This is a genomic window from Ruminococcus flavefaciens 007c (assembly GCF_000571935.1).
Classification (GTDB): Bacteria; Bacillota; Clostridia; order Oscillospirales; family Ruminococcaceae; genus Ruminococcus; species Ruminococcus flavefaciens_F.
Window position 1 is genome coordinate 236987 of record NZ_ATAX01000016.1, and the last position, 26702, is coordinate 263688.

Consider the following 26702-nt stretch of genomic DNA (forward strand, 5'->3'; position numbering starts at 1 on the left):
GTAAAAAGGAAGCCCGAAAGCTTCCCTGAGATGTTTTATATGATCGTTATGATGTACTGTACCGCAAGCAGCAGTATCAGCAATGCAAAATTTATGACAGTAAATACCGCAAAATACCTTCCTGCCTTTGCACGCTCCTCCCTGCGGTAGATCTGGAACGAGATAAGGCTGGCAAGAGATGCTATGATAGTTCCGAAGCCTCCTATATCTACTCCAAGCAGGAGCTCAGTGCCCTTGCCGGTAAACTCGGCAAGCATCACCGCAGCAGGTACATTGCTTATGAACTGTGAGAGCAGAGCCGATACTATCAGCTCCCGTCCGTCAAGTATACGTGAGAAAAAGCCGCTGACCGCTTCCACGCGGGCTATATTTCCCACAAACACAAAGAAGCATATAAATGTGGCGAGCAGTGAGTAATCCACCTTTGCCAGCAGTTTTTTATCGCAGGCAAGTGCGGCTGCCAGTGCTGCTATAAGACATACCCAGTCGGGTACAAGCCTGAAGACCGCAGCTATGCAAAGCAGAAACAGTCCTGCATACACCGCTGCCTTTATCACAGGCACCTTTGCCCCGCTGTCATCGGAGGTCTCGCATTTGTCCTTTGGCAATAAAAATGTGAGCAGCATTACCGCAGCAAGTCCCACAGCTCCCACAGGCAGCATGGTCCGCAGGAACGTCATGGCTGTAAGTCCGTATTTATCGTAAAGGAACAGATTCTGCGGATTTCCTACGGGAGTCATCATGCTTCCGAGATTTGCAGCAGCCGTCTCCAGCACTATAGTCAGTATCAGGCTCTTTTCGTCCTTTATACCGCTGTATATCAGCAGTGTCAGCGGTACAAAGGTTATGAGCGCCACATCGTTGGTGATCAGCATCGCACTGAAAAAGCATATCAGCGTAAGCACCGCGCCAAGCCTGCGAACTGTTCCCGTGCGCCTGAGAAGCTGTCCCGTAACCTTGTCGAATATCCCTATGGTGCGGAATCCCGCTACTGCCGTCATAAGCGCGAAAAGCTCTATGAGCACCGTTCTGTTGCAATAGCCCATGTACGCCTTATCGGGCGGTACCGCTATCATAGTCACCAGAGCCAGTACAAATGATATGACCAGTACGGGCTGTGCCTTGATAAAACCTGTTATACGCTTCAGATCAGCTCCCTTTTTCGTGCAGACGTTTACTGACGCCCTCTGTACTCCGCCTGTGGCGGTCAAAGGTGTGCGGAGCCTTGTTTCCTTATTCATATTATCTTCCTTTCAGATCAACTGAAAAAGATTATACCACTTTTTAACGTCCGAGTCAATCAGTTTTTTACACATCATTATATTTATTTTTACTTGATTTTTTGCCGCAGCTGTGATATAATGTTTCCTATTAGGCAGGAGGATATATATGTTGTCAGGATTCAGGAAAAAATTCATAGGGAACAGGGCTTTCTATAAAATGGTGCTCAGCATGACAATTCCGATGATATTGCAGATGATGGTCACTAACCTTGTCAGCCTTATAGATAATATAATGGTGGGCAGACTCGGCACAGAACCCATGAGCGGCGTTTCCATAATCAACCAGTTTGTTTTCGTATTCAATGTGACGGTTTTCGGCGCAGTGGCCGGTCCGAGCATTTTCGGAGCGCAGTTCTTCGGAAAGGGCGATCATACAGGTCAGAAGCATACCTTCCGCTTTCGTCTGCTGGTATGCGCTGCCATTATCATACTCGCCGCTTTTGTATGCAGAGCCTTCGGTTCTCCGCTGATCTCCCTTTTCATCAGCAAGGAAAGCAACGTTGAACAGGCTGAGCATATACTTTCAAGCGGTATGGAATACCTAAAAATAATAATCATAGGTTTTATCCCCTTCGGTATCGGTCAGGCCTATTCCAGCGTCACCCGCGAATGCGGCAACACAAAAGCTCCCATGGCAGCTGCCATGTCGGCTGTGGGACTGAATATACTGCTTGACTGGTGCCTTATCTTCGGCAAGCTGGGCTTCCCCGCCATGGGTGTGAAAGGAGCTGCCTGGGCAACCGTCATCGCAAAGACCGCCGAGGCTCTTGTGGTAATTGTATGGACTCATACCAATAAGGATAAAAACAAGTATATCATCGGTCTTTTCCGTGATTTCCACATACCACGAAGGCTTATTGCTGATATGACTAAAAAAGGCATTCCCATGCTTGTGAACGAATTTCTCTGGTCACTGGGAATGTCGGTAGTTATGCAGTGCTATTCCGTAAGAAGCACCGATGTTGTAGCTGCAAGAAATATCTCAAGTACAATGACAAACCTTTTTAACTCTGTATACGTTCAGATGGGAGCCTGCATAGCTATAATCGTCGGCGCAAGACTGGGCGCCAACAAGCTGAAGGAAGCACGCGATACGGATAACAAGCTGCTTTTCTTCGCAGTCGTTTCCGCTGCTGCGGTAGGTATACTGATACTCCCCCTCGCACCGCTGTTCCCGAAGCTGTACAACACCGAGCCTTCGGTGCGCTCGCTTGCTGCATACATGATAGTCATCCAGTCACTGGCCACTCCGATGTGGAGCTATACCAACGCCTGCTATTTTACTTTAAGAAGCGGCGGAAAAACAGGTATAACCTTCCTTTTCGACTTTGGCTTCACATGGCTGATAATGATACCCCTTGCAGCTGTGCTCGCCTATTGCACCGACCTCGACATACGGATAGTATTCGCAGCAGTCACCTTCTCCGAGATCATAAAGGTGGCTATAGGCTATTTCATGGTCCGCAGCAATATCTGGATAAACAATATAGTTGACGATAAGTAAGAAAAGCCGCAGCTTCGTAAATGAAGCTGCGGCTTTTCCTTTTCAGAGGAGAAATTACTCATTATGCCTTGAATAATGCACGTACAAAATTGTAGAAATGGGCGTGTATGGAATTATCACCGTGATAACCGCCCTGTACGTAGTGCCAGATATGAGGAACTCCATTCTTGGTGAAGCTGTCATTATATCCGCTGGGGATATCGTATACAGTCTGGTCATTGCTTCCTGCGGTGATGAAAAGGAGGTGAGGCTCCTCTCCGCTCTTCCAGTTGAAGCTGCCCGTAACTCCCGGGGCAGGACATATAGCTCCCACATATCCGAAGAGATCGGGACACTGCATACCTATCAGGAGAGACTCTCGTCCGCCCATGGAAAAGCCCGTTATGGCAGTATTGTCCCTGCCTTTCTTTACACTGTAGTTCTTTTCGATATAGGGCATGAGATCCTTTGTGAGGTCGTTGATGAAGTTATCGTATGCCGCATTGTTGGCATCGTCCATTCCCGAGCAACTCTCCTGTGTGGCACTTGAATAGATGTAAGGGAACACAACTATCATATCCTCTGCCTCGCCCTCTGCGATCGCGTTACCGATTATCTGGCGGGTATACATAGTACCGTTGCCCTTGATTATCATTCTGTCCTGGTTCTCCCAGTAGCCGTGCATGGCGTAGAGCACGGGATACTTTCTGTTCTCGTCATAATTGGCGGGAAGAAGTATATTATAGGGCTTGTTGCGCTTGCAGGTGGTGGAATAATATGTACCGCTCTTTATTGTGCCGTACTTCACTCCCGACTTCTCCTGATGTGAGGAATCCGGCTCTGTATTGACGACCTTTGCCTCAACGAGCCTGGTATAGTCCGCCATGGAGTACTGAGCAGGCTTTTCATCCTCCTTGATCTCAGCCTTCGGGAACTCGGTTATCTTGCCCAGAACATACTGCTGTATGAGCAGCAGGTCGGCTACACCGCATACCTTGTCCCTGTTGACATCATATGCCTTTTCAGCTCTGGAATCTGCAAATTTTTCGCTGATAAGTGCCTTCCTTGCGGCTATCATATCAAAGCTGTCAACTACCTCATCGCCGTTGACGTCGCCCGGTATCAGCTGAGCCGCCTTAGGTCCGTCTATTACTGTTCCCGCAACAGCTCCGATAGCCTCATCAATATAGAAGCCGTATTTGTCCTCGGCTGTTTCAACGTAGAACTGCATATTTGTGGCATTTTCAGGTATCCTGTAATTGGTATTGCTGAGCTGTATCCACTCGCCCTTGGGAACGTTCTCGACAATGGCTATCTTATCGTACTTTGCAGAGTCAGACCCGTCTTCATACTGAAGAGTGAGATAGAAGGTCTGCGAATCAGGTCCCTCGTCGTATTTTACCACGGTGCTGAAGCTGTACTCCTCTCCTGCCTTGAATACCTTTGCAGGAAGTGTACGTGAAGCACCGTTCCAGTTGGCTTCTCTGCCTGTGCAGGCAAGTGAAGCAGAGCCTGCATAATGCTCGTTATTATTTGTCTCAACAATTGCAGAGCCTCTTCCCAGCCATGATTCGGAGCCGTTTTCAAATGTGTTATGGAAGTAGTATCCGTTTTCGTCAGGCTCAATGACCGCAGCCTGGCCGCTGAGTACCTTGCTTCCGTCACAGCCGTTCCAGCTCTGGCGTTCATACTCGAAAAAGTCGATATCCGCATAGCCGCCTGTAGTCTTTGTAGCATAGCTGTATATGCCGCTGCGGTAGCCTGTAAAGAGCTTGAGGTCGTAGGACATGGAGAGCTCCTGTCCAAGCTTTGTCCAGCTCTGACCGTCATAAGAATAGTAGAAGTTCGCCTTGTCGATGTTATTTGAAGAGCTTCCGTCAGAGCTTACATTGGCAAATTTGAAATCTACCTTGAGATATATCTCGTCGCCGCTCATATTCTGCTCTGCAACTATCTTGTTGGAGCTGTTTCCTATATCGTCGCCGCCGTTGACGGACATATACACCTTCCTGGTTCCGCTGTCATCCACACGGACACCGATACAGCCGTACTTCAGCTGGAATGCCGAAAGACCTGCATAGTCGCCTGGCTTCATATTCGATGAATCAAGCTTGATGAAGCTGCTGCACGCAGGACCTTCCGTTCGCATGGTCAGAGTATTGCGGGAATCCAGAAGATGTGAGGCTGTGGACTTGTTCTTCAGACGGAGCCAGCCTTCACGCTCGGTCACCGACCATGCGCTGTTGTCCGGATTGTGGTTCCACTGCCATTCAAGTGCAAGATCGTTGGAGGAGTAGTCAAAATAGTCATCACCTGCAAGATCTGTGCCTCTGTCTTCGACGGGGAGCTCCAGCTTGACAGGAGCCTTGCCGTTAACACCCATCATAGGCCAGTTATTCTGCCATGTAACGGGAACAAGCACGGGGATACGTCCTACCGCGCCATGATCCTGGAAGAGCATAGCATACCACTTTCCGTCGGGAGTATCAACTATACCGCCCTGGGCAACTCCGCTTCCATAGGATCCAAGCCCCGAATCAAACACGTATTTGCTCTCATAGTTACCGAGGAGCTCCCTGCTTCTGTAGCATATCTCCACACGGCCTGTATTGCTTGGCCATGCGATGATGAATATATAGTAATAGTCGCCTATCTTCTGGATATGCGAGCCTTCACCCGCTACGTATCCCGAGATATTGGTCTTGAAAAGAGTCTTGTCAGCGCCGCCCTGCTTGAAGCCTGTCAGATCGGAATTGAGCTCCTTGATCTTGATCTCGCCTCCGCCGTAAACAAGATAATTCCTTCCGTCGTCGTCAAAGAGCAGTGAAGCGTCATGGTACATACCGTTGAGCTCAACACGCGACCACTCGCCGTTTTCAATATCATCCGTGGAGAAGATATAGGACTTGTTTGTTCCGTAGCTTCCGAAAAATACGTAGTATTTTCCTTTCTTTTCGTTGTAGCGCAGACTTGCAGCCCACTGTCCGTGAGAGTAATCATGCTTGCCGTTTTTCAGGTTCTGTACGTCTCCCTCGGCCAGTCTGTCGTATACATAGCTGCATATCTCCCAGTTCACCAGATCCTTTGACTTCATGATGGGAGCGCCCGGACTGAAAAACATGGTGGTGCTCACCATGTAATATGTATCCCCCACTCTTATTACGTCATCGTCGGGAACATCAGCCCATATTACAGGATTTGATACGGTGGTCGTCTGTGCTGCGGCTGTACTGTCATCCCGCACTGCGGAAGATGCCGCCGGAAAAGCAACGGCTGCTGCCAGCAGCACGGAAAGTGCCGCTTTTCCTGCATGGAAATGCCTCATAAGTAATTCCTCCTTTTATTATTTTCCCCTGATTTTCTTTTTGTCACAACAGAAGCCGTCATCCGTGATCAATTATGCACGATATGTAAGATTTGAACGAATTCAGCTTCCTTATCAACTTATATTTTACTACTTTAACCAAAGTCCTTCAACCGACATAATGCAGATTTGGTGGATAAAACGTATAACAAGCCGTCCATTTTCACAAAATACTGCAAAATATTTCTATAATATCGCTTATATTGACATTCCCATATAAATATGCTATAATAAATTATGAACAATTTGTGAAAGGAGCTTTTTTATGGCTCATTCCTATAACATTATGCGCAGAGCTGTGTCTCTGCTTATCTCTTTTACCATGATCGTTTTCTGCACTTCATTCGCTTTGTCCTCAAAGACAGCCGATGCAGCGGCAGTTCTTAATAATCCGAACGGAGCTTTTCTCAGCGAAGCCTTCAATATCGCAGGCGGCAACATTTACCATGAGCCCCGCTCTCAGTGGATAAAATTCCTTGATAAGTATACCCGTACCGACTATTATCTGGGGACGCCCTTTGACTACTGGCTTTACTCTGCTTCTCCACGGGGCGATAAATGGCAGATCGCCGACGGTTACGGCAACAGTCTTATACAGGGCGGTGGCACCTCTGAGCTGGGAGGCATGAACAGCACGGGCTTTGTATGGCACGCCGCTGCAAAGAGCCTCTCCGAGGCTTCTGGACTGGATATGTCAGTGACAGGTCAATGGGTGCCCATGCTGAACGGCTTCAACAATGCAGGCTTCTCAAGGCGCTGCTGGTCCGGCGGCAATAACCGCTGGTACGACTTCATAAAGCAGTACAACGTAAAGTATTATGAGTTCACTACCAAGTCCCAGATGCTCTCCAGCGGCGTCCTCACCAAGGGTGATATAATCTGGTGCGTGGACGGAGCGGTAGGCACGCTTATGAACGGTCTGAGCATACCTGCGGACAACCACCACCTCGGCATATACATGGGGGACGGCTCCTCGGACCTGTGGTGGCAGACGGGGCCTACCACCGGGGACGGTGATTTTTCACAGCAGTTCAACAGTATAAATCCCATATATGGCTGCGCTGTAAGCAATACCTACATAGTTCTTCCCTGGGACGGCGTAAGCAGCGGTCAGACCACGCCTACCATAACCAATACAACCATTCAGCAGCAGCCTGTCACTACCACTTCTGTCTCAGGCGGTGTCACATACAGTGAAAGAAGTACAAGAACGGTTACAGAAGGACTTAATAATCCCGAAGGAGTTTACTTTAACGACGGAATAAAGGCTGCAAGCGGCGGACAGACAAGCATATCCCTCAGTCAGTGGCAGAGCTTCATAAGCGAGTATACCGCCAACAGCTTTTACATAAATACTCCCTATTCCACATGGCTCTACGCTGCCTCTCCGAGAGGGGACAAATGGCAGTACCTGGAAGGCTGTATGCCCACAATCGTTAACACGGGCGGCTCGGAGACAGACGGCGGTCTGAACTGTATGGCTTTTGTATGGCACGCCCTTTCACAGGGTATATCCGTCAAAACAGGCTGTTCCATCGAATATGCAGGAACACTCGTGCCCTTCAATGACACCTTCAACACCCTGTTCACCCGCAGATCATGGGGCGGCGGCGGAGGCTGGCTGGCTTACCTGAGCTGCTATAATATCCGATACTATGAGTTTTCAACCAAGGCAGAAATGCTCAGCAGCGGTGCTCTCCGCAAGGGAGATATAATATGGTGCGTTGACGGTTACTGCGGTACAGGTCTCAACGGACTGCGTCAGCTGTCGGACAATCACCATATCGGTATCTACACAGGCAACGGATATACCGATAAATGGTGGCAGTCAGGACCTACTCTCGGAGACAGCAATTTCTACGACCAGAAAAACAGCATAAATCCTATCTATGGCTGTTCTGACAAGAACACATATGTAGTCATACCCTTCGGAGATGAAATTGTCCGTGATATAGTCATCACCACCACCTCTTCAACCACTACTACCACAACAACTACAACGACAACAACAACAACAACTACTACTACTACTACTACAACTACTACCACTACAACATCTGCCGCGACTACATCAACATCTGCAACTACTGATGCTCCTCAGGAAACTACAGTCTGTCCTGTACAGCTCAATTCGGCTGCCCATGATATTATCCTCAGAAAGGGTATTGCTCCAAAGGATATAGTATCGGCAGTTGTAAGCAACGGCAAGCCAATAGAGCCCGATAAGCTCAGTTTCGGCAGCTCGGGTGAGCCAGAACTGGAATTCGTCAGAAAGGGCAGCTCCTTTATATGCTGCGTAAGCGTATACCTCGGTGATGAACTGCTGGCGGCTCCGCAGGTCGCAGAGATACTCAAGGGCGACGTAAATATGGACGGACAGGTCAATTCCGTTGACGCCAGCAACGTTCTCGCCTGCTATGCAAAGCTCTCGGTGGGAAAGGAATGGGGCTTTACCAGCGCTGATAATACAGGCTGCGACGGACTTATGGAACGCCTTGCTTTCCTCGCAGCGGATATAGATACAGAATCCGCCACCATGTGCAGCGAACCCGAATGTAAGATCGACAGCTCGGATGCTTCAAAGATACTGGCTTATTATTCAACGCTTTCAGTCGGTAAAAAAGCCGAATGGGACTAAAAACAAAACCTCCTATGGTTTATATCATACCATAGGAGGTCTTTTTTATCATTGTACGTTTTTTATGGTTTGTTTCGCATGACAAGAGGTACTTTTACATAAGGGATCAAATATCACTGTTTCTGATATTACAGAAGTCTCTTCTTTCTTCTCCTTATCAGGAACGCACCTGTTCCGGCAAGAAGGATAGCAGCTCCTCCTGCAAACTTGAACCATGTCTTGCGCACCATAAGTCTTACAACATTAGTGGTAACAAGGATATTCTTATATGAATACTCTATCTCGTTATCAGCCATATCCGTAAGAACTATTCTGACATTCTGCGAACGCTTTGAATTAGGTATCTCAAATACACATTCGTCATTGTCAGGGTCTCTGTTGACATCAACCTTTTCGCCGTCAATATATACCGCAACGTCTTTAAGGCTTAAATTATCTGATACGTTGAACTGTGCAGTGTAGCTCTCACCCTTATAGGTGCTGTTTGCGTTGATATTTATAGGAACACAGAGAGGCTTTGTCTTATCTACAAAGAAGGTAAGCTCAGCCTTTTTCTTATCGGAATCACTGATATTTATATTGCCTGCTGCGTCAACGGAATGAATGGAAACAGTATACTTTGCATCGCCCTTGAAGTTCTTAGCGAAGATAGTATATTTGTACTGTGACCATGTATCGCCTCCGCCTGTATGCTCAACGATATAATCGGTATTCTCCTTGAGCTCGTGCATATCCGAATCCTTGGTAATGATGACGGTGCATTTCTCCGAATGCTTGTCCGCATTTACCTCGGTAAATATTACATCCTGCTCCTTGGAGATATACTTTCCGTCAATGAGCTTTGTAGAGTTCTCCTGAGCAAAAGTGGAACCGAATCTGTTGACAGAGAAGCGCTGTTCAGCACTTATAACATTATTTGCGTTATCCTTTGCAGTTGCTCTGAGAGTATAAATATCATCGTACTCCTGCTTTACAGGGAAATCATTAAGCTGATATTCCAGTCCATCGGAAGTATTATTGAACTTTCCGTCTACGGGAAGTCCCTTTCCGCGCTTAGCACCTTCAAGAGTGATATTTATCGTATCTTTGTTGAGGTTGGTATCCGTGAAACGGATAGTAGGTCTTACAGTACCGCTGTTAGCCTTGTCAACGTCTGCAATAACAAGCTTCGGAGGAGTAGAGTCTATACATAATGTACTGTTATAAGGTCTGAGCTCGTTGCCTGCCTTATCCTTACCTGTAACACTGATAGTATACTCTCCGTCCCTTGCAAAGGTTATGCTGCTGAAATGATCGTCGCCGACTCTCGTCCAGCCCGATGCCTTCGGGAAACCTGCTGTACTTCCGTTATATGTACCGCTTATGCTGATAAGTGAAGCATCAAAGTTCTTTTCTGTGATCTTCAGGGTCAGAGTTGTCTTGCCGCTGTAATAATGATTATTCAGGAGAGCCTGATCGGTACTTGCAGTAATTACAGGATCTGTAAGGTCGATAGTGATCTCTTTATTTACCGTTTTTGAACTTCGGCCTGCTCTGTCCTTACAATCAGCCTCTATCCTATATACTCCATCTCTGTCAAAATCGATCTTATCGAGATGTAAATTCGGATCGGAAGAAGTATTGCCGTCATTTTCATTGAACTCCAGCGAACGTCTTGAGCCGTTTACCTTTACCTGTACAAGATCCTTATCGAAATTGCGTTCTTTTACTCTGATATTTGCAGTTTTTGCAGTATTATAGATACCATCATTGATATCTACAGATATTTCGGGATCATCCTTATCAATACCGAATCCGAAATAACTCTGATCGCTTTGATTTCCTGCATTATCGGTAAAATCTGCATTTACTACATAGCCGTTGGCATTATCACTTACAGTAAATGTAGTCTGAACGCTCTTATCAATGTTATATTCTCTTTCCAGAACTTCCCAGTTATCATCTGAATTACGTATAATATTTGATATGCGGTTTATTATACTTGCAGCAGCATTTTCAACACCCGAAAAGCTGTCTTCAGCTATTACAATGACCTTTACATCATCCTGATAGAGCTTATTTCCGTCCTTGTCCTCAAAGTTTGTGTCCGTAACATTCTTGTCGCCGTCTTTTGGATCAACAATGATTATTCTCGGAGGATTATGGGTTGCATCCTTTTCATATATAAACATATTCGTATATATGATCTCGCCGTCAACATCGACTCTGTTCCTGAGAACAAGCTTCATATAGCCCTTGAAGTTCTTATGGAATGAAATTCTGACTCTTTCTCCATCAATATCCTTGGATATGATCGATGTGTCTGTAACAGGATTATTCGAAGAATCAAAGAGCTCAATATCAACGTTCTTTATTTTCGATGCAGCTGTACATTTTAAGACTATATCAAATGTTCCACTGTTACTGAACGCATTATATCCAAATACATCTTTCGGCACTTTTTCAGTGATATTGTATTGTATATTCTGACCATCACTTGTTGAAATGTCATTCAGCCTGGGGGCATACAGATCAACCCATGCACTGGCCTGTGTCTTATCTGAAGAATTGCCTGCCTTATCCACAACATAGAAAGTTACATCGATCTTATTTTTGCTGTCCAGCTTGTTTTGGAAAAGAACAACTTCTTTTTCCAGTGCAGCGCCTCTGAGTACAGCTTCATACTCCTGGTCATCTGTCTGACGGAATGCAACATAAAGGTCTCCGGTCTTAAGATTATTCTCGTCAAAGCCCTCTTTAAGGCCGAGATCACTTAAGGTCAGGGTTTTATACTTATGTCTGTCATTTTCATTTATGTCATTATACTCAAAATTAAGCTCTTTTATACCGGAATCTTCCTTACCTTCATTGTTATCTGAAGCGAAAAGATCCATCTTTATGCTGTCAAAGCCGTTATACCACTTCTCCTCGTCATCATTTGCTCCGGCTAAAGTTATACTGCTCAGAGGAACGATATTATCGACAATGATCTTTGGTCCCGCGATTTCATCTGTTACGTTTCCGGCCTTATCACTTGCAACGAACTTAAGTTCATAAGATCTGCTTTCATCCTGATCAAAACCGCTGATTTTATACTTGTACACATCTTCATTATCGCTTAGTTTCATTTCGCCGCTGTTTCCGCCAACAAATTCAATATTTACTTTCTCAACTCCGGAAGCATCGCCATCACTATATTTATCGGTTACTACAGCTGATACATTACTGCCGTTTTTTGCGTACAAAACATCTTTTTCATTCGTTCCGGGAGCGCATCTGAACTTCTCATCATCAATCACAGGTGCTGTTCCGTCGTACTTATAGTCCTTCAACGTAATTACATCCGATTGATTACCGGCGCTATCAATAGCAGACAGTTTAACTCTATCGATAAAGGTGCTATTTTTATTGGCTTCAGCTGCTGATAAAATGACTTTGAACTTACCATTATCATATTCCAAAGAAGGAACAGAATTATAATCACCGGATGTTTTGAAAGAATCAGCTTCGCTTGTTAATGCATTTATTTTAGTTTTTGCTAAATCAATGTTAGCATTTATGGAATCGGTCGTTGAAATATCTGATTTATAAAAATTCTCGATCTCATTTGTTTCTGCGACCCTATAATCAGACGGCAATTCCTTTAATGCCTGCTTTACAGCCTCATACTTGACAGCAGCCTCCTTTTTGGCAGCCTCCATTTTCGTTGTTTTTTCTGTCAATGCCGATTTAGCATCGCTTTCTATTTTTTTAGCGGTTTCTAATGCGGCATCAGCGGATTTTAATGCGGTTCGAGCGTCATTTAATGCTTTTTCAGCTTTATCCTTATTTGTCTTAAGAGTATCCAGCCCACTTTTTCCCTCACTCTTAGCAGCTTCATATACAGCAGTAGCCTCATCGAAGGCGTTTACAGCATTTTTAACATTTTTATCAGCCAATTCATATTTTGAATTAGCAGCGGTTAAATCAGCAACTGCATTTTTGTAAGCAGCAGAAGCGTCATTGTACGCTGATACAGCTTCAAGGTATACCTTCTCTGCCTCATAAAAATCTTTCTTAGCCGATACATAATCACCTGAAACGCCTTCGTACCTCATGCCGCTGGTCCAGCCGTCTAAAGGCTGATCAAATTTATAATTGCCTATTATGATGCTTTTTACATTTCCGGGCTTATTAAGAGCAGGTATGATCTTATTATAAGCTTCCTTAGCCTCGGCAGGAGCGTCTTCGGGAAGCTTGTTTTCCTCCTTGATCTCAAGCTCATAAGTATTGCTTCCGTTTATCCATTTTCTATGCTCTCTCTTAGTCTCTGAAACCGTCGGAGCGTCTTTATCATAATAAACATAGATTGGTTCTTTAAGACAACTTGAATAATTGCCGTCAGTTCCTTTAATTATAACGTCTGTTATTCTGTAATAATTATAGCTTTTATTAGTGAACATTTGTGAGAAGTTATCCTGTTTAGCAACTCCTTGTTCATATCCTCCGTCCTTATTGAAATAATCATAAATTATCACAGTTTCCTTTTTGTTGCACTTAAACTGCGTACTCGGAGTACTTGAATTAACAGCATAAACATTATCAGCGTGTTTGGTAACATTTGCAGTCGGTGTCAGTCCATTTCCGCCATCATACGGAAGAGTTTTATATACGATACGAATATTCTTTATCTGATCTGGATCCAACCCGATGATCTTTATTTTCTCATGCTGTATACATTCATCTACGAAGTTATTAATACTTACTGTATTAACTTTAGTGTTTATAAAATATCCTGCACAATAATACTTGCCTTTGAGTATACTTGGCACAATGATATTACTTTTATTGTTATCGCCATCTTCAATTTCAATATCGACATTCTCTCTGAATCTTTCTGTTTCTTCACCATATTCATAAAAATAAGATTGGACTTTCTTACCCTTTGAGACATATATTTTTCCATTAGAATTTAGCTTTTCAATAATCGAACTCAAGGACACTTTACCGTCTTCAGTAGTGAATTTGTAAGTTTCATTACCGCATTCAATATAGAAATCCTTAATACTCTTTGAATAAAGGCTGTAGGCACCTATAGTATCTAAGTAGAAATCTCTGAAATATACCTCTTGTCTGTCTTTAATTATTTTTATATCATCTTTAAGATCGAAACTAATAGCTTTTCTTCCAAAAATATAATCTGAATTATTAACTGTAAGTTTTTTATCAGAATATTTTATAGTTTTATTATCATTAATATATACATCGATCTTTGATATAGTTGCATCATTATTTACGATATATCCCTGCTTAACATTCAGTGTTAAATTCGTATTATTCCTGTAATAGTATTCACCATCATGTAATAAAAAATAATTTTGGCTTTCATTAGTGAATTTAAAAGGCAGATCATTATCAAGTATATTCTTTAAGCCATCCATTTTACAAAAAACGTTGCATACAATATTACTATCATCAGACTGATCCTTATCTACTATATAGATCTTGCCATAACGTTCAGCAATTTTATCATAATCCACCTCACTGGATGTAAATGTACCTTTTTCAATTCCTTCAATTTTATCATTTTTTTCTGGTTTTATATCTTTAGCCTTACCGTTACTTAAAGTATTTACAATTACATTAAATCCTTCATCTGATACTCGTCGATTAGCTAACGTGATAGTATATTCCTTTTCCACAACAGGATCAGGCGCAGAGTCTCCTTCATCTGTCTCGTCATCAGGAGCTGTTCCTTCTCCATCTCCGGAAGCTGTACCCTCTTCTGCGTCAGAAGATGCTGCACCTTCTGCAGTGCCAGAGGAAGCTGTACCTTCATCCGCACCCGAACCCGAGCTGCTTTCCGTATCTGAAGCAGTCGTTTTAGGTGCTGCCGAAGCCTCTGTAACAGGCAAAGCAAGCGCCGAGTGAGAGATCACCGTTAACGCAGCTATAAAAGCTATTTTCTTTTTGAAATCAAAGATGCCCTTATCCATCCTGAATTACCTCCTTTTTCTCGATGCAAGACCTACAGCCGCGACCAGGAACAGAATTGCCCCGCAGATCACAGGTAACAGTATATTCCCTTTTACAGCTGTTTGTTTCCTGCCTGTATCATCCGTAGTTTCAGATACGGACGCTGATGTTTCGTCTGCCTTTTTTGTTGTACTTACTGTCGTAGCAGTCTCCGTCTTTTTTGACGTTAAGGCCGTGGTGACAGTAACCTTTTCGCTTGTTGTCGCTTTAGTCGCTGCCTGAGTTGTCACTGCTTTGTTTTCTGTATCATTCTGTGTTTCGGAAGCATTGCTGCTTTCATTTCTGCTGATATTGCTGTTTCCTCCCTGCCGTACACTCTGGCCTCCCTGTCCGGGAGTATTCTGTTCCGGCGGCGGAGGATCCTGATGAGGCGGTTCTGTAACTATCGGTTTATTGACCTTGATGCTGCCGCTCACAGGCTCCGAAAAACATTCGGTGCCGAACATTGCATCTTCATGATCATAGGTATAGATACTTGCCTCATAATGTCTCAAATTTTTCTTTATTTCAACAGGATAGCTGCCGCCCGGTGTATTTCCGGGAACAATTATCCTCAGTCTGCATATCTCAGCGTTCTCGGTAAAGCGTCCGTTTTCCATCTCATCCGATACATCAAGAGAAGCATATATACTTTTTCCCGATTCGTCACACCTTACCATATAGACGCCTGCAATCTTATGATCATCGAAGGCTATCTCCTTTTCGCTGTCGAATCTCAGTCTGTCATCAATGGTAAATATCAGATCCATCCATGTGAAACCAGGATTATTACTGATATAAACGGGTATCTCCGCTACGGTATCGCCGTTCATATCATCTTTTCCGAGCTCAGCACTGCCCGCCGTTATAAGAATATCCGACGGTTCTTCATAAGCAGCTTCTGCTATTACCGATCCCACGGCAGAGCTCAGCATAACTGCCGCCGCACCAGCGGCTAACCAACGATTGTTCATCTATTTCTCCTGTGATCGTCTATTACATCTACATCTGCATTTATTAACAGTACATTTTTTATTATTCTGAAGTCACTGTTACTGTCGGAACCATTGGCAACAACGATAGTATCGCTGATATTTTCCTTACTTTTCTTTCCGATGACAACTGTGATTATATCGTCATCCTTACCTTCGTCCGCACTTGCCTTTTCACGCTCATACATATCCCTTTCGGTCTTGAGCGATAATATATTAGAAGTGGTATTTGTGGCAGCGATCGGATCCGATATGGTCTTCTTGGCCATCAATCCCGAGAAGAGATTTGCGAAAACTCCGAACCTGACAGCTATAAACAGTGCTATCAGGATCATTACGATACCTAATCCGAGGGAGATATACGAGATTACCTGCCAGTAAAAAGAATTCACGCTGCACCCCCTTACTGCGAACCGTCAATGCTTTCGAGTATCCTTTCGGAATACTTCAGGATATAATCCTTTATTTCCGCATAGGCTTCGTCTTCGGCATTGTAAGCGTCCGCTTTGTTCCTGATATCATTTACCAGAGCTCTCTGCTTTTCATAGGAAATGCCGGCTTTGGCAAAATAGTTTATATTGGAGTTCTCAAGATTGAGAATAGCCTTATAGGTCTCAAGCACCAGCTTTTCGGGACCTGCTTCGGATTTGCCCGCAAGATCATTGAGTTCATTGATATTATCCCAGAGCTCATTAGCATAATCGCCTTTTACGAGCTCAAATTCCTTCTGCTGTGATATAACATAGAAATTACCTATATCATGATAAACTCTTGCGACCTCATAATCACTGGGATCGGATTTTTTGAATCTTTCGGTCTGGGCATTCTCAAACCATTTAACGGACTTTGTCTTTCCGACTGTACTGCTGTCCTGACCTTCTTCACTTCCGTAGTTGTAATAGAACCAGTAAAGGATTCCTATCTGGAAGCAAACCTTCTCGTATTCCGGCGATGTTTCAAGCTCATTGATATTGCTGTTCACAAGCCGTACCAGCTGAGCGTTCTCTTCATTGTCGAACTTCCTGTCATGCTTATAGATCTTTATGATCTCAAGATAGGCATTTCCGTAGGAAGCGTCGGCCTTTATTACTTCCTGGAATTTTTCGAGCTTTTCATCATCATCAGTTGCATTCTCGGCCGCTTCAATAAGCTCCTTCAGACCTGCAGCTCTTTTTTTCTCCGCCATATTTCCCGCAAACAAAGAAAATGCGATAAAAACAGCTGCAAGTACCGCAAATAAAGCCGAAGTTCTTGCATATGTATGATTTTCAGCCTTGTCAAGAGCATCATAGAGTTCTTCACAGGTCTGATAGCGCTTATCCCTGTCCTCATTCACACATTTTTTGATTATTCTTACAAGAGAAGCATTCATGCCATTTCCGAAAGCAAATCTTTCCTGAGAGCTTACCAGCTTTCCCTTGGAAGAAACATTCCGGGGCTTTTTTCCCGTCATCATATGATAAAGGGTAGCGCCTATATTGAAAATATCCGTCCTCTCGTCCAGTTCCTCCTTATTGAACTGCTCGGGAGCAGCATAGGCAGGAGTATAAGCAAATGTTCCCTGACGGCGTTCAATCACTGAACCGAAGTCTATGAATTTAAGAGTATCGTACTTATCGGGACGCTTTGAGTTCTCAAAATCATCATAGTTCCTTACGACCATAATATTGTCGGGCTTCATGTCGCTGTGGATCATTCCGCACTTATGAATAAATGACATTACCGAGCAGATGTCCTTAGCGTACCTCAGCACGGTCTTGTGGCGGAAGGGATCGTAAGCCAGCAGTTTTTCCATCGAAACGCCGTCAATATAGTCCTGAACTATATAAAGGGCATCCGGATTATTGTCTATTATCTCGATTATATTGGGGAAGAACGAATTCTTTACGTCCTTCTCGAAGAATTTCTTTATAAGCAATGACTCCTGACGGGCATTGTATGCGTCGGTGCCGTTGCTCTTCATTACTTCTTTTACAGCTCGCTGAGCATTGTTCGCTTTCAGATCAACTGCCCTATAAACGATGGAAGTACCGCCTTTTCCCGCAACATTAACGATCTTATATCTGTTTTCAAGAATAAAACCTTTATTAAGCAAATATAATTCCCCGCTTTCAGCAGATCTTGACCATAAGGGCGGATATATTATCCTTTTCGCCCCTCTGTATCACCGTATTTTTCAGATTTTCCAGATTATGTGAGATGGCTTTTTCATCCTTTACCGATGAAGGCTTCAGAGACTTCTGCATCTCATCGGAAGTTATCTTTTTCCTGAAGCCGTCGGTACAGAGCATATAGCACAGATCCGTACCGTAGTCCTCCACGCTGTAATCATAGGAGGTATCGTCAAGGCCTGCACCTATACAGTTTGTCAGCTGGTTCTGACGTGGATCATTCTCTGCCATTTCGGCAGTGATCTTACCGTCCCTGACTTCCTGAGCAACTATTGAATGGTCAGAAGTCATTATGGAAATATCGCTGTCTGTGATCCTGTACAGGCGAGTATCGCCTACATGAGCGATGAGCATACGCTTCAGCTGGGGTATTATGAGTATACCCGTGAAGGTAGTGGCCATATCTGCGGAATGTTTGTCCGAATAGGCGTTTATATCGTCATTGAGCTCATGGAGCCTGTTGTCCAGCGACTCTCTGATCTTCAGTATGGAGGAGCTTTTCCTCATAAGATCGGCAAAGTCATCAGCGAACCACTCACTGAGGCGCTTGCATACAAAACCGCTGGCCTTTTCGCCGGACGAAAGGCCGCCCACGCCGTCGCAGACTGCGCCGAAGAAGATCTTTTCGTCCCTGAATTCAGCTATCGCCGCAAACAGAGAGTCCTGATTAACCTTCCTTACCGCACCCTCGGTAGTAACATACGAAAAAATATAATCCATAGGAGCTCACCGTCAGTTCTCTTCGTAAAATGTATATGTTATGCCGTGATAAAGTATCTTACAGCCCGAGAACAAGCTCGTCCTGCTTCCTGCGGGGACAGCTTCGTCCTCAACGCTGAGGGAATTGCAGGCTATATTCTCGACAGAGATACTATGTCTGCTGCCGTTATTCTCACGGTCAATAATGACTCCCGACAGTTCTGCACAGGTAAAGGGATAGACGAATACGGGGATCTTTTCCTTGCTGGAGCTGTTTATGAAATATGCTATCCTCTTGACCTTCTTATTGGCAGGTTCTTTCTTGCTTCCGTCGCTGTTCACAGGTACCGTTGCGGAGTCGCTTCCGCTTACTGTGAACACAAAGGGAACGTCGTATATGTATATAACATCGCCGCTTGCGAGTTCATCCTTTGTTACTCTCTCACTGTTCTCGACAAAGTTATTGAGGAAGGTGCCGTTGGCAGAGCCCTTGTCCTCTATGTACCATTTTCCGTCTTCAAATGTTATAGCCGCATGCAACTTTGAAACTGTACCCTTATCGGTAAGCGGAAGGTCATTTTCCTGACGTCTGCCGATAGTAAAGGGAACGTGTTCGATGGGATACTCCCTGTTGTTCTCATCCTTAAGGAAGGCGAGGCACTCTTCGTTTTTCCTGTTGACAAGTACAGTGTGATCTCCCTCCTCATCATCCGCAGAATTCCTGTCCACAATGACAGTATCCGTGGAAACGGGCTCCTCCTTGGGAGCCTGGGTAACAATGGACTTCTGCTCTTCTTCCACCGTCAGGAGGAGAACGTCATGGAGCAGAGAATAGAGCTGATCATACGAAAGTCCGCCGTTTCTCGGAGACTTGCTGGTCTGCTTTGACATACTGTCCTCAAGGAAGAATCTGTACTTCTGCATCACAACGCCGTTTGTCACGCTGACTCTTGCGCTTTTATGAAGCTTGCTGAGAAACTTCACCACATTGGAGCACTTGTACAGATGCTCGTTCAGAGGAAGATAAGCCACATAGAGCTTCTGCTTATCCACATCGAAATACAGATTCTTCAAATCGCTCAAGATAAGATTATCCACAGATAATCCTTCCGTCTTGCTGCAGAACTCATATATCCTCTGAAACTGACATATTATACCGAAGTATTTATCCTGGGACATATTCTGCTTTACATATTCCGAAAGCGCCGTCATATTGCTGACATTATATCTCAGAACATTCCTTGCCGAAGTTTTTTCCCATCTTATCGGAAGGAATCCCTTATCCTTACTGCTGTTTATGAACTTAAGCTGCTCCTCATTTATTCTATCTCTTTTTTTCAGACCTGCCTGCATAAAAGAGTCACAGTCCTGATAAAGAAGTTTGGTCCTGATGCCGCCTGCCATAATCTCACCCCTTGAACATTTCGTCACGACAAAGCATTTTTTCGCCGGACAAAAAGAAAAATAATTTACAAAAACGCACTACTACGTCATTATATTACATATAATATTATTATAGCACTTTCCACTACTTTTGTCAATAATTTGAATAAGTTTGCTGTAAAACAAATAATCCACGCTCCCTCACTTGCAAGAGTCGCCGAAAAGTGCTATAATAAAGGAAAAGGAGGCTGAAAGACATGATCCTCAAAGCAGCAAACAAGAAAGACGCCGAAGAAGAATTTCTCTTCATCAGAAATATCCCCTGTGACGAAAACGGATATATCAATACCAACTATCAGATAAAGCGGGAAGATTTTGACGACGCCCTTGACATAATAATAGCAAATTCCGAGGGCAGACGACTTCCGGAAGGGTACGTTCCCGCAACCACATATTATCTTTGGGACAACGGCATCATCATAGGCGAATTCCAGCTCCGCCACCATCTCTGCGAGTCCCTCGTGAACGGCTCGGGACATATCGGATACTACATAGCTCCGCAGTTCCGCGGAAAGGGCTGTGCCTCGACAGGACTGAAGCTCCTCCTCGAAGAAGCCCGCAGGACAGTCCCCGAGGACGAGATTTATCTCCATGTTTTCAAAAGCAATCCCGCCTCACTGAAGGTAATGCTGAAAAACGGCGGCTATATCCACCACGAGACCGATGACAGCTACTTTGTACGTATAAAGAAATAAACGCTACTCCTCACCGTCACATAACGTGAGGAGCTTTTTCATATCTCCGACACCCATAATATCGGCTGCAACGGTTGTTTTGTTCATAATTATGTGTTATACTGATAATAAGAAAGAACTCAAAGGAGGGAACGTCATGCGTCACTGCGGCACACAGACCATAGATACTCAGAGGCTGCGGCTGCGCAGATTTGAGGCCTGCGACCTCGGGGATATGCTCCTCAACTGGGCCGGGGATCCTGCCGTGCAGACCGAATACGGCGAACCCGCATATACTACCGCTGAAGCTGCACAGGAACTGCTGGACAGATATATAAAAGGCTACAGCTCCGAAAGCTTCTACCGCTGGGCGATAATCGAAAAGGAAAGCGGCAGGAACATAGGCCAGATAGCCTTCTGCCGCGTGTATGACGAGCTCTGTACCGCCGAGATAGAATACTGCATAGGAACTGCTTTTCAGGGCAGAGGCTATGCGGGAGAAGCTCTGTCCGCAGTGATCGGAAGCATATTCAAAAGCACTGATTTCAGACGGCTGGAAGCCTATCACCGTGCCGAAAACACAAAGTCGGGACGGGTGCTGGAAAAATCAGCCATGCATATCACAGATAATGTCGAACGCTTCAGACAGCAGGGACTTGCCCCCGAGGGAGAAGTCTGCTACTGTATCGAAAGAAGCTGAAAGGAGGTCAGCAATGAAACTGAGTTTTACAAAGCTAAAACCAAACAGCCCCGATTTCCGCAGCATAAAGCAGCTTTACATGAGAGCCTTTCCCGACGAGGAGAGAGCGCCATTCCTGATGCTGGTGCTGAAGGCAAAGAAAAAGGGCGTTGACTTCTGGAGCATAAGCTGCGACGGCAAATGGGCAGGCCTGCTCTATATTGTAAATCACCGCGACCTGTCATATATATTCTACCTTGCTGTCTCCGAGGAATGCCGCGGGATAGGCATAGGCAGCGCCGTTCTCCGCTCGGCACGGAAGATCTACAAGGGACGCAGGCTTTTCCTCGCCATAGAGCAGCTTGACGAAAACTCCGATAATTACCAGCAGCGCGTCAGCCGAAAGGACTTTTATCTCCGCTGCGGCTTCAGCGAGCTCCACAGGAAGCTCCGCGAAGGCGATGTGATATACGAGATACTCGGAGTCGGCGGAGATGTAAAGGCAGCAGATTACGAGGCACTTATGAAGTCTTACGCAGGCAGTCTGCTCTCAAAGCTTTTCACCATGGAATTTGTGGACTGAACAATTACCGACAGCCGCTTGATGCGGCTGTCTTTTTGTGTTACAGCAGCCATTTCTCAAGGTAAAAATTTTTTGCCGAAATGTGTTGCACTTTTTCCATCTGCTGCGAGTAAGGTTTATGAAAGCGGAAATGCGCATAACTACTTTTTATATAAAGGAGGCATATCTCCATGACAGACAAGGAATACCGCAAACTATATGAAAAATCGACAAGAGATGCACAAAACAGACTGTTCGGCGAGTATTTCAGCTATGTTTATGCCATAGTCTTCAACAAGCTGAGGAGCTGTGCGTCCAAAGAGGACATCGAGGAATGTGTCAGCGACGTATTTGCGGATATATTTGAACATTTTGACAGCGAAACATCATACTGCGGCGATATAAAAGGCTTTATCGGCACTGTTGCCGCAAGGCGGGCTGTCAGCTTTTTCCGCAGCATCTCAGCCGCAAGCGGCAGGACCGTCCCCATGGAAGGCTCGGGTGCGGACTGCATAGCGGACAGCACAGACCTTGAAAAAAGCACCGAAAGAGCTGAACTGCGCAGTACGCTGCTGAAGCTCATCGACGAGCTCGGACATCCGGATACTGCCATAATAATGCTGAAATACTACTACGGTCTCAGTTCATCGGAGATCGCCGATATAGTTTCCATGGAATCTCCCGCTGTCAGAGTACGCTGTACAAGAGCATTAAGACGTCTGAAAAACAAGCTTGCCGAGCTCGACATAGACCTGAAGGAGGCAGAATCATGAAAAAAGAAATAGATTTCGGCTATCTGGAAAATGCCGATATGGAGCAGATAGAACATATCTCAGAGAATATCCCGCCCGTCAGGGAAAGGGACAAAAAGAATATTCTCGAAATGAGCATAAGAAAGTACGATAAAAGGAAAAATGACATAATTGCCGCAGATTTTTCCGACAATGACACAGTCAGCGGCTCGGAGCCCTACCGACGCCGCCATTCTCTGTGGAGATACATCGGTACAGCAGCAGCCTGCCTTGCAGTTATCGGCAGTCTTGCAGGAGGCGTCGTATTGCTCAGAAGGCACAAGGGCGCGGAGTCGCAGATCACCGAAATATCCGAACCCGTCACGGAAGCTCCGGAAAATACAGCTTTTGAAGCTCCCACACCCGAAAGAGCGCAGGAAATCGTCTTCCGCAAAGGCGAAGACAAGGACGGAGAGATACTGCTGACAGGCGATAATGTTCTCTCAGCCGAAGTGATAAGACCTTCCGAGGAGTCTAATTATGATTACGAAGTCGTAGTGAATATCGACAGCGAAGGACAGAAAAAAATGTGTGACGACAGCATATTCCCGGTTTCCGTATGGATAGACGGCAAACACGTATCACGCAGGAACTGCACATCATATTATAACGGCCAGTTCTGCCTCCCCTGCGGTGTGGTTGAAGAAAGGGCAAACGAGATCGCATACCTGATAAATTCATACAGACCGGACTATGATATTTCAGATGCGCCGCTGTATGACGGCTGCATTGCCGACTGCCTGTACGAATTCGAGAAGAAGTATGACGGCTCCCTCGCAACGGGTGATTATACCGTATACGATGTAAACGGTGACAGCATTCCCGAACTGTTCATCATCTATACCCTGGGTGATGGCGGAAAGCATTACGAGCTTTACTTCTTCAACGGAGAGAGATACGAGATCGGCTGCGCCTCCGATGACTATCTCACCGTTAACTCAGGCGCACATGACGGTCTGGTCTTCACTCAGACACCGTGGAATTCCCAGAACTATAAAGTATATTACGTCAGTCAGGGCCGCGTAAAACTCATTTACGACATGAATAAGGAATACAATGGCGACGGTTCGGTAGCTCTGACAATAAACGGAAATGAAGTATCGGAAGCCAAATGGCAGGAAATGACAGACAGCATAAGTACGGAAAATATGGAATATCCCGACGAATTGTCAAAGGTATTCGCAGGATTCGGCAGATAATACACTCTAGCTCTCCAATTTTTGGAGAGCTTTTTTTCTTTAGCTATGGATTTGAGCGCCGAAATATGATATAATAATAGTGGAAAATAATTCGTTCACAGAAAGTTTACAATTATTCCTGCACATTTCCTGTGCCTTTACAGTTAATCATTATGAAGGGAGGTTTGAATGTGTCAGTGGATATCAACGATCAGTATGACAAAATTTTCCGCTACTGTTATTATAAAATCCATGATCGTGATCTTGCGGAAGACCTGACACAGGAGACTTTTCTTCGGTTCCTCGAAAGCCCTCATTATCACGACATCGGCAAAGAACTTCATTACCTTTATACTATCGCCTCTAATCTCTGCAAGGATTCTTTCCACCGAAGACCACGGGAAGATCTTGATGAGAGTATTCCGGACGATAAGGATTACGAGGACATCATTCTTACGAATGTCGCTCTCGGAAACGCTATAAAGGAACTTCCCGATGAGGATAAGGAGCTTATTATTCTCCGATACATAAATGAAGTTCCGATCGGTGTGCTGAGCAGCCTTTTCGGTATGTCAAGATTCGCTGTAAGCAGGCGTATCAGAAAAATACTCAGCAAGCTGAAAAATGATCTTAAAAAAGAGGAGGACTGACGCTTGAATAAGAAATTAAAAAAGGAGATCGAGAATTCTTTCAGATTTCCTCAGACAAAGCATAAATACGAGTTTCTTATGAGGGCAGACGTTGCCTCTGCCGAGGACAAAAAGCGGAAAAGATCTGTTCCGGTATATTTCAGAGCCGCTGCTGCCGCTGCAGCCTGCATATTTGCTGTGGGCCTGTGGGCGAACCTGGACAGATCTGACAAGATCAGCGGCAATGATTTCCGCGGGGAAACTACCGCAGCTACCGATACGGAAGCTACAACAGTTGAACCGCAGCACATCACAACTACTGCTTTATCAGACGGTCTCACCGCCGTAACTACTGCAAGGGCATCGGAAACTGCAGCCTATACCACCAACAAGACTGCGGACAAGACGGGCTCTACGGTAAACGGTCAGAAGGCTTCTCCTGCACTGGAAGCACCAGGACCGGCATCAGCGGACAGAACTGTTCAAGGCAGTAGGACTGCGACAAATGAGCCGTGCATAACAACTACCACAGCCTCTTCGTCAGACAAGAGCAGCGATATGAAAAACATATCAGCTTTCCTATCAGCAATCACAGTCTCTATGACTTCCCTATCATCCGCACCATATGCTGATTACGCCATCGATCCCGCAAGATATTCACATCTTGCAGATCATATCGAAGCGCTGGAAAAAGACGAACGGGTAACCGACCTAAACAGGGACGGAGTATTCGATCTGACCGATTGCTATCTGCTAAGCAGATATATAGAGCCGGGAAATTCTTCCGGTGCAAACGGGGTATCAGATGAGGGCAGCAGTTATATCGCCGAAAATGCCGACTATAACAACAACGGCAGGATAGACGAGGACGACCGCTGGATCTTATCTGATTATTATCTGCTGAATAACAAGATAAGCAGGAAGGATATAGATCCGAAGACCTACGATCCCGATTATGTCCATGGCTCAGTTGTCGTAGAAAATCCCGAAAATACAAGCAGCGGATATATATTCGCTTCTGAATTATATAAGTACGCAGATGCCCTCCTTGCCACCTACTATCTGGTCGAGGAAAGGATCGACAATAACGACATCGACCTCGATGTGGACGGCAACGGCATCGTGAATATCAACGACCTTACTTACCTTATAATCTATGGCAATAACCACGGTGCCTACTATATAAGGATCAACGGCACCGTCGTTGAAGAGATCCGCCCCAATGTCATATCCATTCCCGAGAATATCCGCAGCAAGTGCGAAGCCGTTTTCGCAACGGATATATACGGCGAATTCAGGAATAACAGATTCTATTCCGACACGCTTAGCTTCATTGCAGACTACTTCATACTGCATATGCCGATGTTCCCCGAGTATTACGACAACAGCTATTACGAGGACATCATCCCCTATGCCAGTGAGTACTGCATCGGCGATCAGCTGGACGGCTGCACCAAGAGGCTGGGACTTGACCCGAATTACAACCGCCTTCTCAGCTTCAATGCCGCTACCTTTGAAAAGGAGTTCAAGAACTACTATGAGGGCGTTCTCAAGGGCAAAGAGCCCGTTCCCGATGTAAACAGGGACGGAGTCGCCGACCATCAGGATTATCTGTTATCAGACTCCTATCTGGCAGATATTATCCTCGACAAAAATGAAAAGACAACTTCTCTGCCTTCAGAGATATGGGATAATATCACGGGCAGCTGTGACTTCAACCACAACGGCATAAGCGGTGACCTCTACGACATCATGACCATACAGATGTATATCATCTATACGGAAAGCGACGGCACAGCAGAGTCCGTAAGTGCAAAGACAAAGTATAGTCACAGCAACATCTCCCGCAGGAACAATAACAACAGCAAGAATAATACCGAGACGGAACGCAGCGGCGACGCAAACTGCGACGGAAAGGTAGACCTGGCAGATGCTCTGCTTATCATTCAGGCTATCACTCAGCCGGATAAGTTCCAGCTCTCTGCTCAGGGAAGATATAACGCCGATGTTGACGACACAGGCGACGGAGTTACCATTCAGGATGCCGTAGCTATACAGCTGAAGCTCCTGAACGGACTGATAAAATAATTCACTCCTCTATAATATATAGTATCAAGGCTCTCCGCAGCAAAACGGAGAGCCG

The 26702-nt window shown here is 45.2% G+C and carries 17 protein-coding genes; 9 read left to right on the forward strand and 8 right to left on the reverse strand.

The annotated features are described in order from the left end of the window. Positions 1–35: 35 nt before the first annotated feature. Complete coding sequence (locus RF007C_RS05400; RefSeq protein WP_051456527.1) at positions 36–1241, reverse strand: SLC13 family permease; 1206 nt, start codon at positions 1239–1241, stop codon at positions 36–38. Positions 1242–1389: 148 nt separating this feature from the next. Between RF007C_RS05400 and RF007C_RS05405 the strand changes: the two genes are divergently transcribed. Continuing rightward, on the forward strand, positions 1390–2787 hold the full coding sequence (locus tag RF007C_RS05405) for an MATE family efflux transporter (RefSeq protein ID WP_037297896.1): 1398 nt from the start codon (positions 1390–1392) through the stop codon (positions 2785–2787). Between the two features lie 61 nt (positions 2788–2848). Here the strand turns inward: RF007C_RS05405 and RF007C_RS05410 are convergent, their stop codons facing one another. Beyond that, positions 2849–6091, reverse strand: a complete 3243-nt coding sequence (locus RF007C_RS05410) for a family 43 glycosylhydrolase (protein ID WP_037297898.1) — start codon at positions 6089–6091, stop codon at positions 2849–2851. Between the two features lie 304 nt (positions 6092–6395). Between RF007C_RS05410 and RF007C_RS17715 the strand changes: the two genes are divergently transcribed. Then, positions 6396–8768, forward strand: a complete 2373-nt coding sequence (locus RF007C_RS17715; RefSeq protein ID WP_037297899.1) for a hypothetical protein — start codon at positions 6396–6398, stop codon at positions 8766–8768. Positions 8769–8896: 128 nt separating this feature from the next. Here the strand turns inward: RF007C_RS17715 and RF007C_RS05420 are convergent, their stop codons facing one another. Genes RF007C_RS05420 through RF007C_RS16355 form a run of 6 tightly spaced genes read right to left on the reverse strand, consistent with a single transcriptional unit; the run spans position 8897 to position 20007 of the window. Further along, on the reverse strand, positions 8897–14722 hold the full coding sequence (locus RF007C_RS05420) for a hypothetical protein (protein ID WP_037297901.1): 5826 nt from the start codon (positions 14720–14722) through the stop codon (positions 8897–8899). A 6-nt stretch (positions 14723–14728) separates the two neighbouring features. Then, positions 14729–15715 carry a hypothetical protein gene (locus RF007C_RS05425; RefSeq protein ID WP_037297903.1) on the reverse strand — a complete coding sequence of 329 codons (987 nt, stop codon included), beginning with the start codon at positions 15713–15715 and terminating at the stop codon, positions 14729–14731. Further along, positions 15712–16125, reverse strand: coding sequence for a hypothetical protein (locus tag RF007C_RS05430; RefSeq protein WP_019678226.1), 414 nt, complete (start codon positions 16123–16125; stop codon positions 15712–15714). The genes RF007C_RS05425 and RF007C_RS05430 overlap by 4 nt, the downstream gene beginning before the upstream one ends. An 11-nt stretch (positions 16126–16136) precedes the next feature. Beyond that, positions 16137–17828, reverse strand: coding sequence for a serine/threonine-protein kinase (locus tag RF007C_RS05435; protein ID WP_037297906.1), 1692 nt, complete (start codon positions 17826–17828; stop codon positions 16137–16139). A gap of 16 nt (positions 17829–17844) precedes the next feature. Then, on the reverse strand, positions 17845–18624 hold the full coding sequence (locus RF007C_RS05440) for a PP2C family protein-serine/threonine phosphatase (RefSeq protein WP_037297908.1): 780 nt from the start codon (positions 18622–18624) through the stop codon (positions 17845–17847). Between the two features lie 12 nt (positions 18625–18636). After that, positions 18637–20007, reverse strand: a complete 1371-nt coding sequence (locus RF007C_RS16355; RefSeq protein ID WP_051456528.1) for an FHA domain-containing protein — start codon at positions 20005–20007, stop codon at positions 18637–18639. Between the two features lie 236 nt (positions 20008–20243). On the opposite strand from RF007C_RS16355, the gene RF007C_RS05450 reads away from it, so the two are divergent. The 7 genes from RF007C_RS05450 (at position 20244) to RF007C_RS05480 (ending at position 26647) form a co-directional block, all read left to right on the forward strand. Next, entirely contained in the window at positions 20244–20741 is a 498-nt protein-coding gene (locus RF007C_RS05450; RefSeq protein WP_037297909.1) for a GNAT family N-acetyltransferase, read from the forward strand. A gap of 136 nt (positions 20742–20877) precedes the next feature. After that, a complete protein-coding gene (locus tag RF007C_RS05455; RefSeq protein ID WP_037297911.1) occupies positions 20878–21420 on the forward strand; it encodes a GNAT family N-acetyltransferase in 543 nt (180 codons plus the stop codon). Between the two features lie 13 nt (positions 21421–21433). Further along, entirely contained in the window at positions 21434–21982 is a 549-nt protein-coding gene (locus RF007C_RS05460) for a GNAT family N-acetyltransferase (RefSeq protein WP_051456529.1), read from the forward strand. A 170-nt stretch (positions 21983–22152) separates the two neighbouring features. Continuing rightward, a complete protein-coding gene (locus tag RF007C_RS05465) occupies positions 22153–22734 on the forward strand; it encodes an RNA polymerase sigma factor (protein ID WP_037297913.1) in 582 nt (193 codons plus the stop codon). Continuing rightward, entirely contained in the window at positions 22731–23951 is a 1221-nt protein-coding gene (locus RF007C_RS05470) for a hypothetical protein (RefSeq protein WP_037297915.1), read from the forward strand. The genes RF007C_RS05465 and RF007C_RS05470 overlap by 4 nt, the downstream gene beginning before the upstream one ends. Before the next feature lie 170 nt (positions 23952–24121). Next, positions 24122–24580, forward strand: a complete 459-nt coding sequence (locus RF007C_RS05475) for an RNA polymerase sigma factor (RefSeq protein WP_019678235.1) — start codon at positions 24122–24124, stop codon at positions 24578–24580. Between the two features lie 3 nt (positions 24581–24583). Further along, positions 24584–26647 (forward strand): dockerin type I domain-containing protein, encoded by a 2064-nt coding sequence (locus tag RF007C_RS05480; protein WP_037297917.1) that lies wholly within the window; start codon positions 24584–24586, stop codon positions 26645–26647. The last annotated feature ends 55 nt before the right edge of the window (positions 26648–26702 follow it).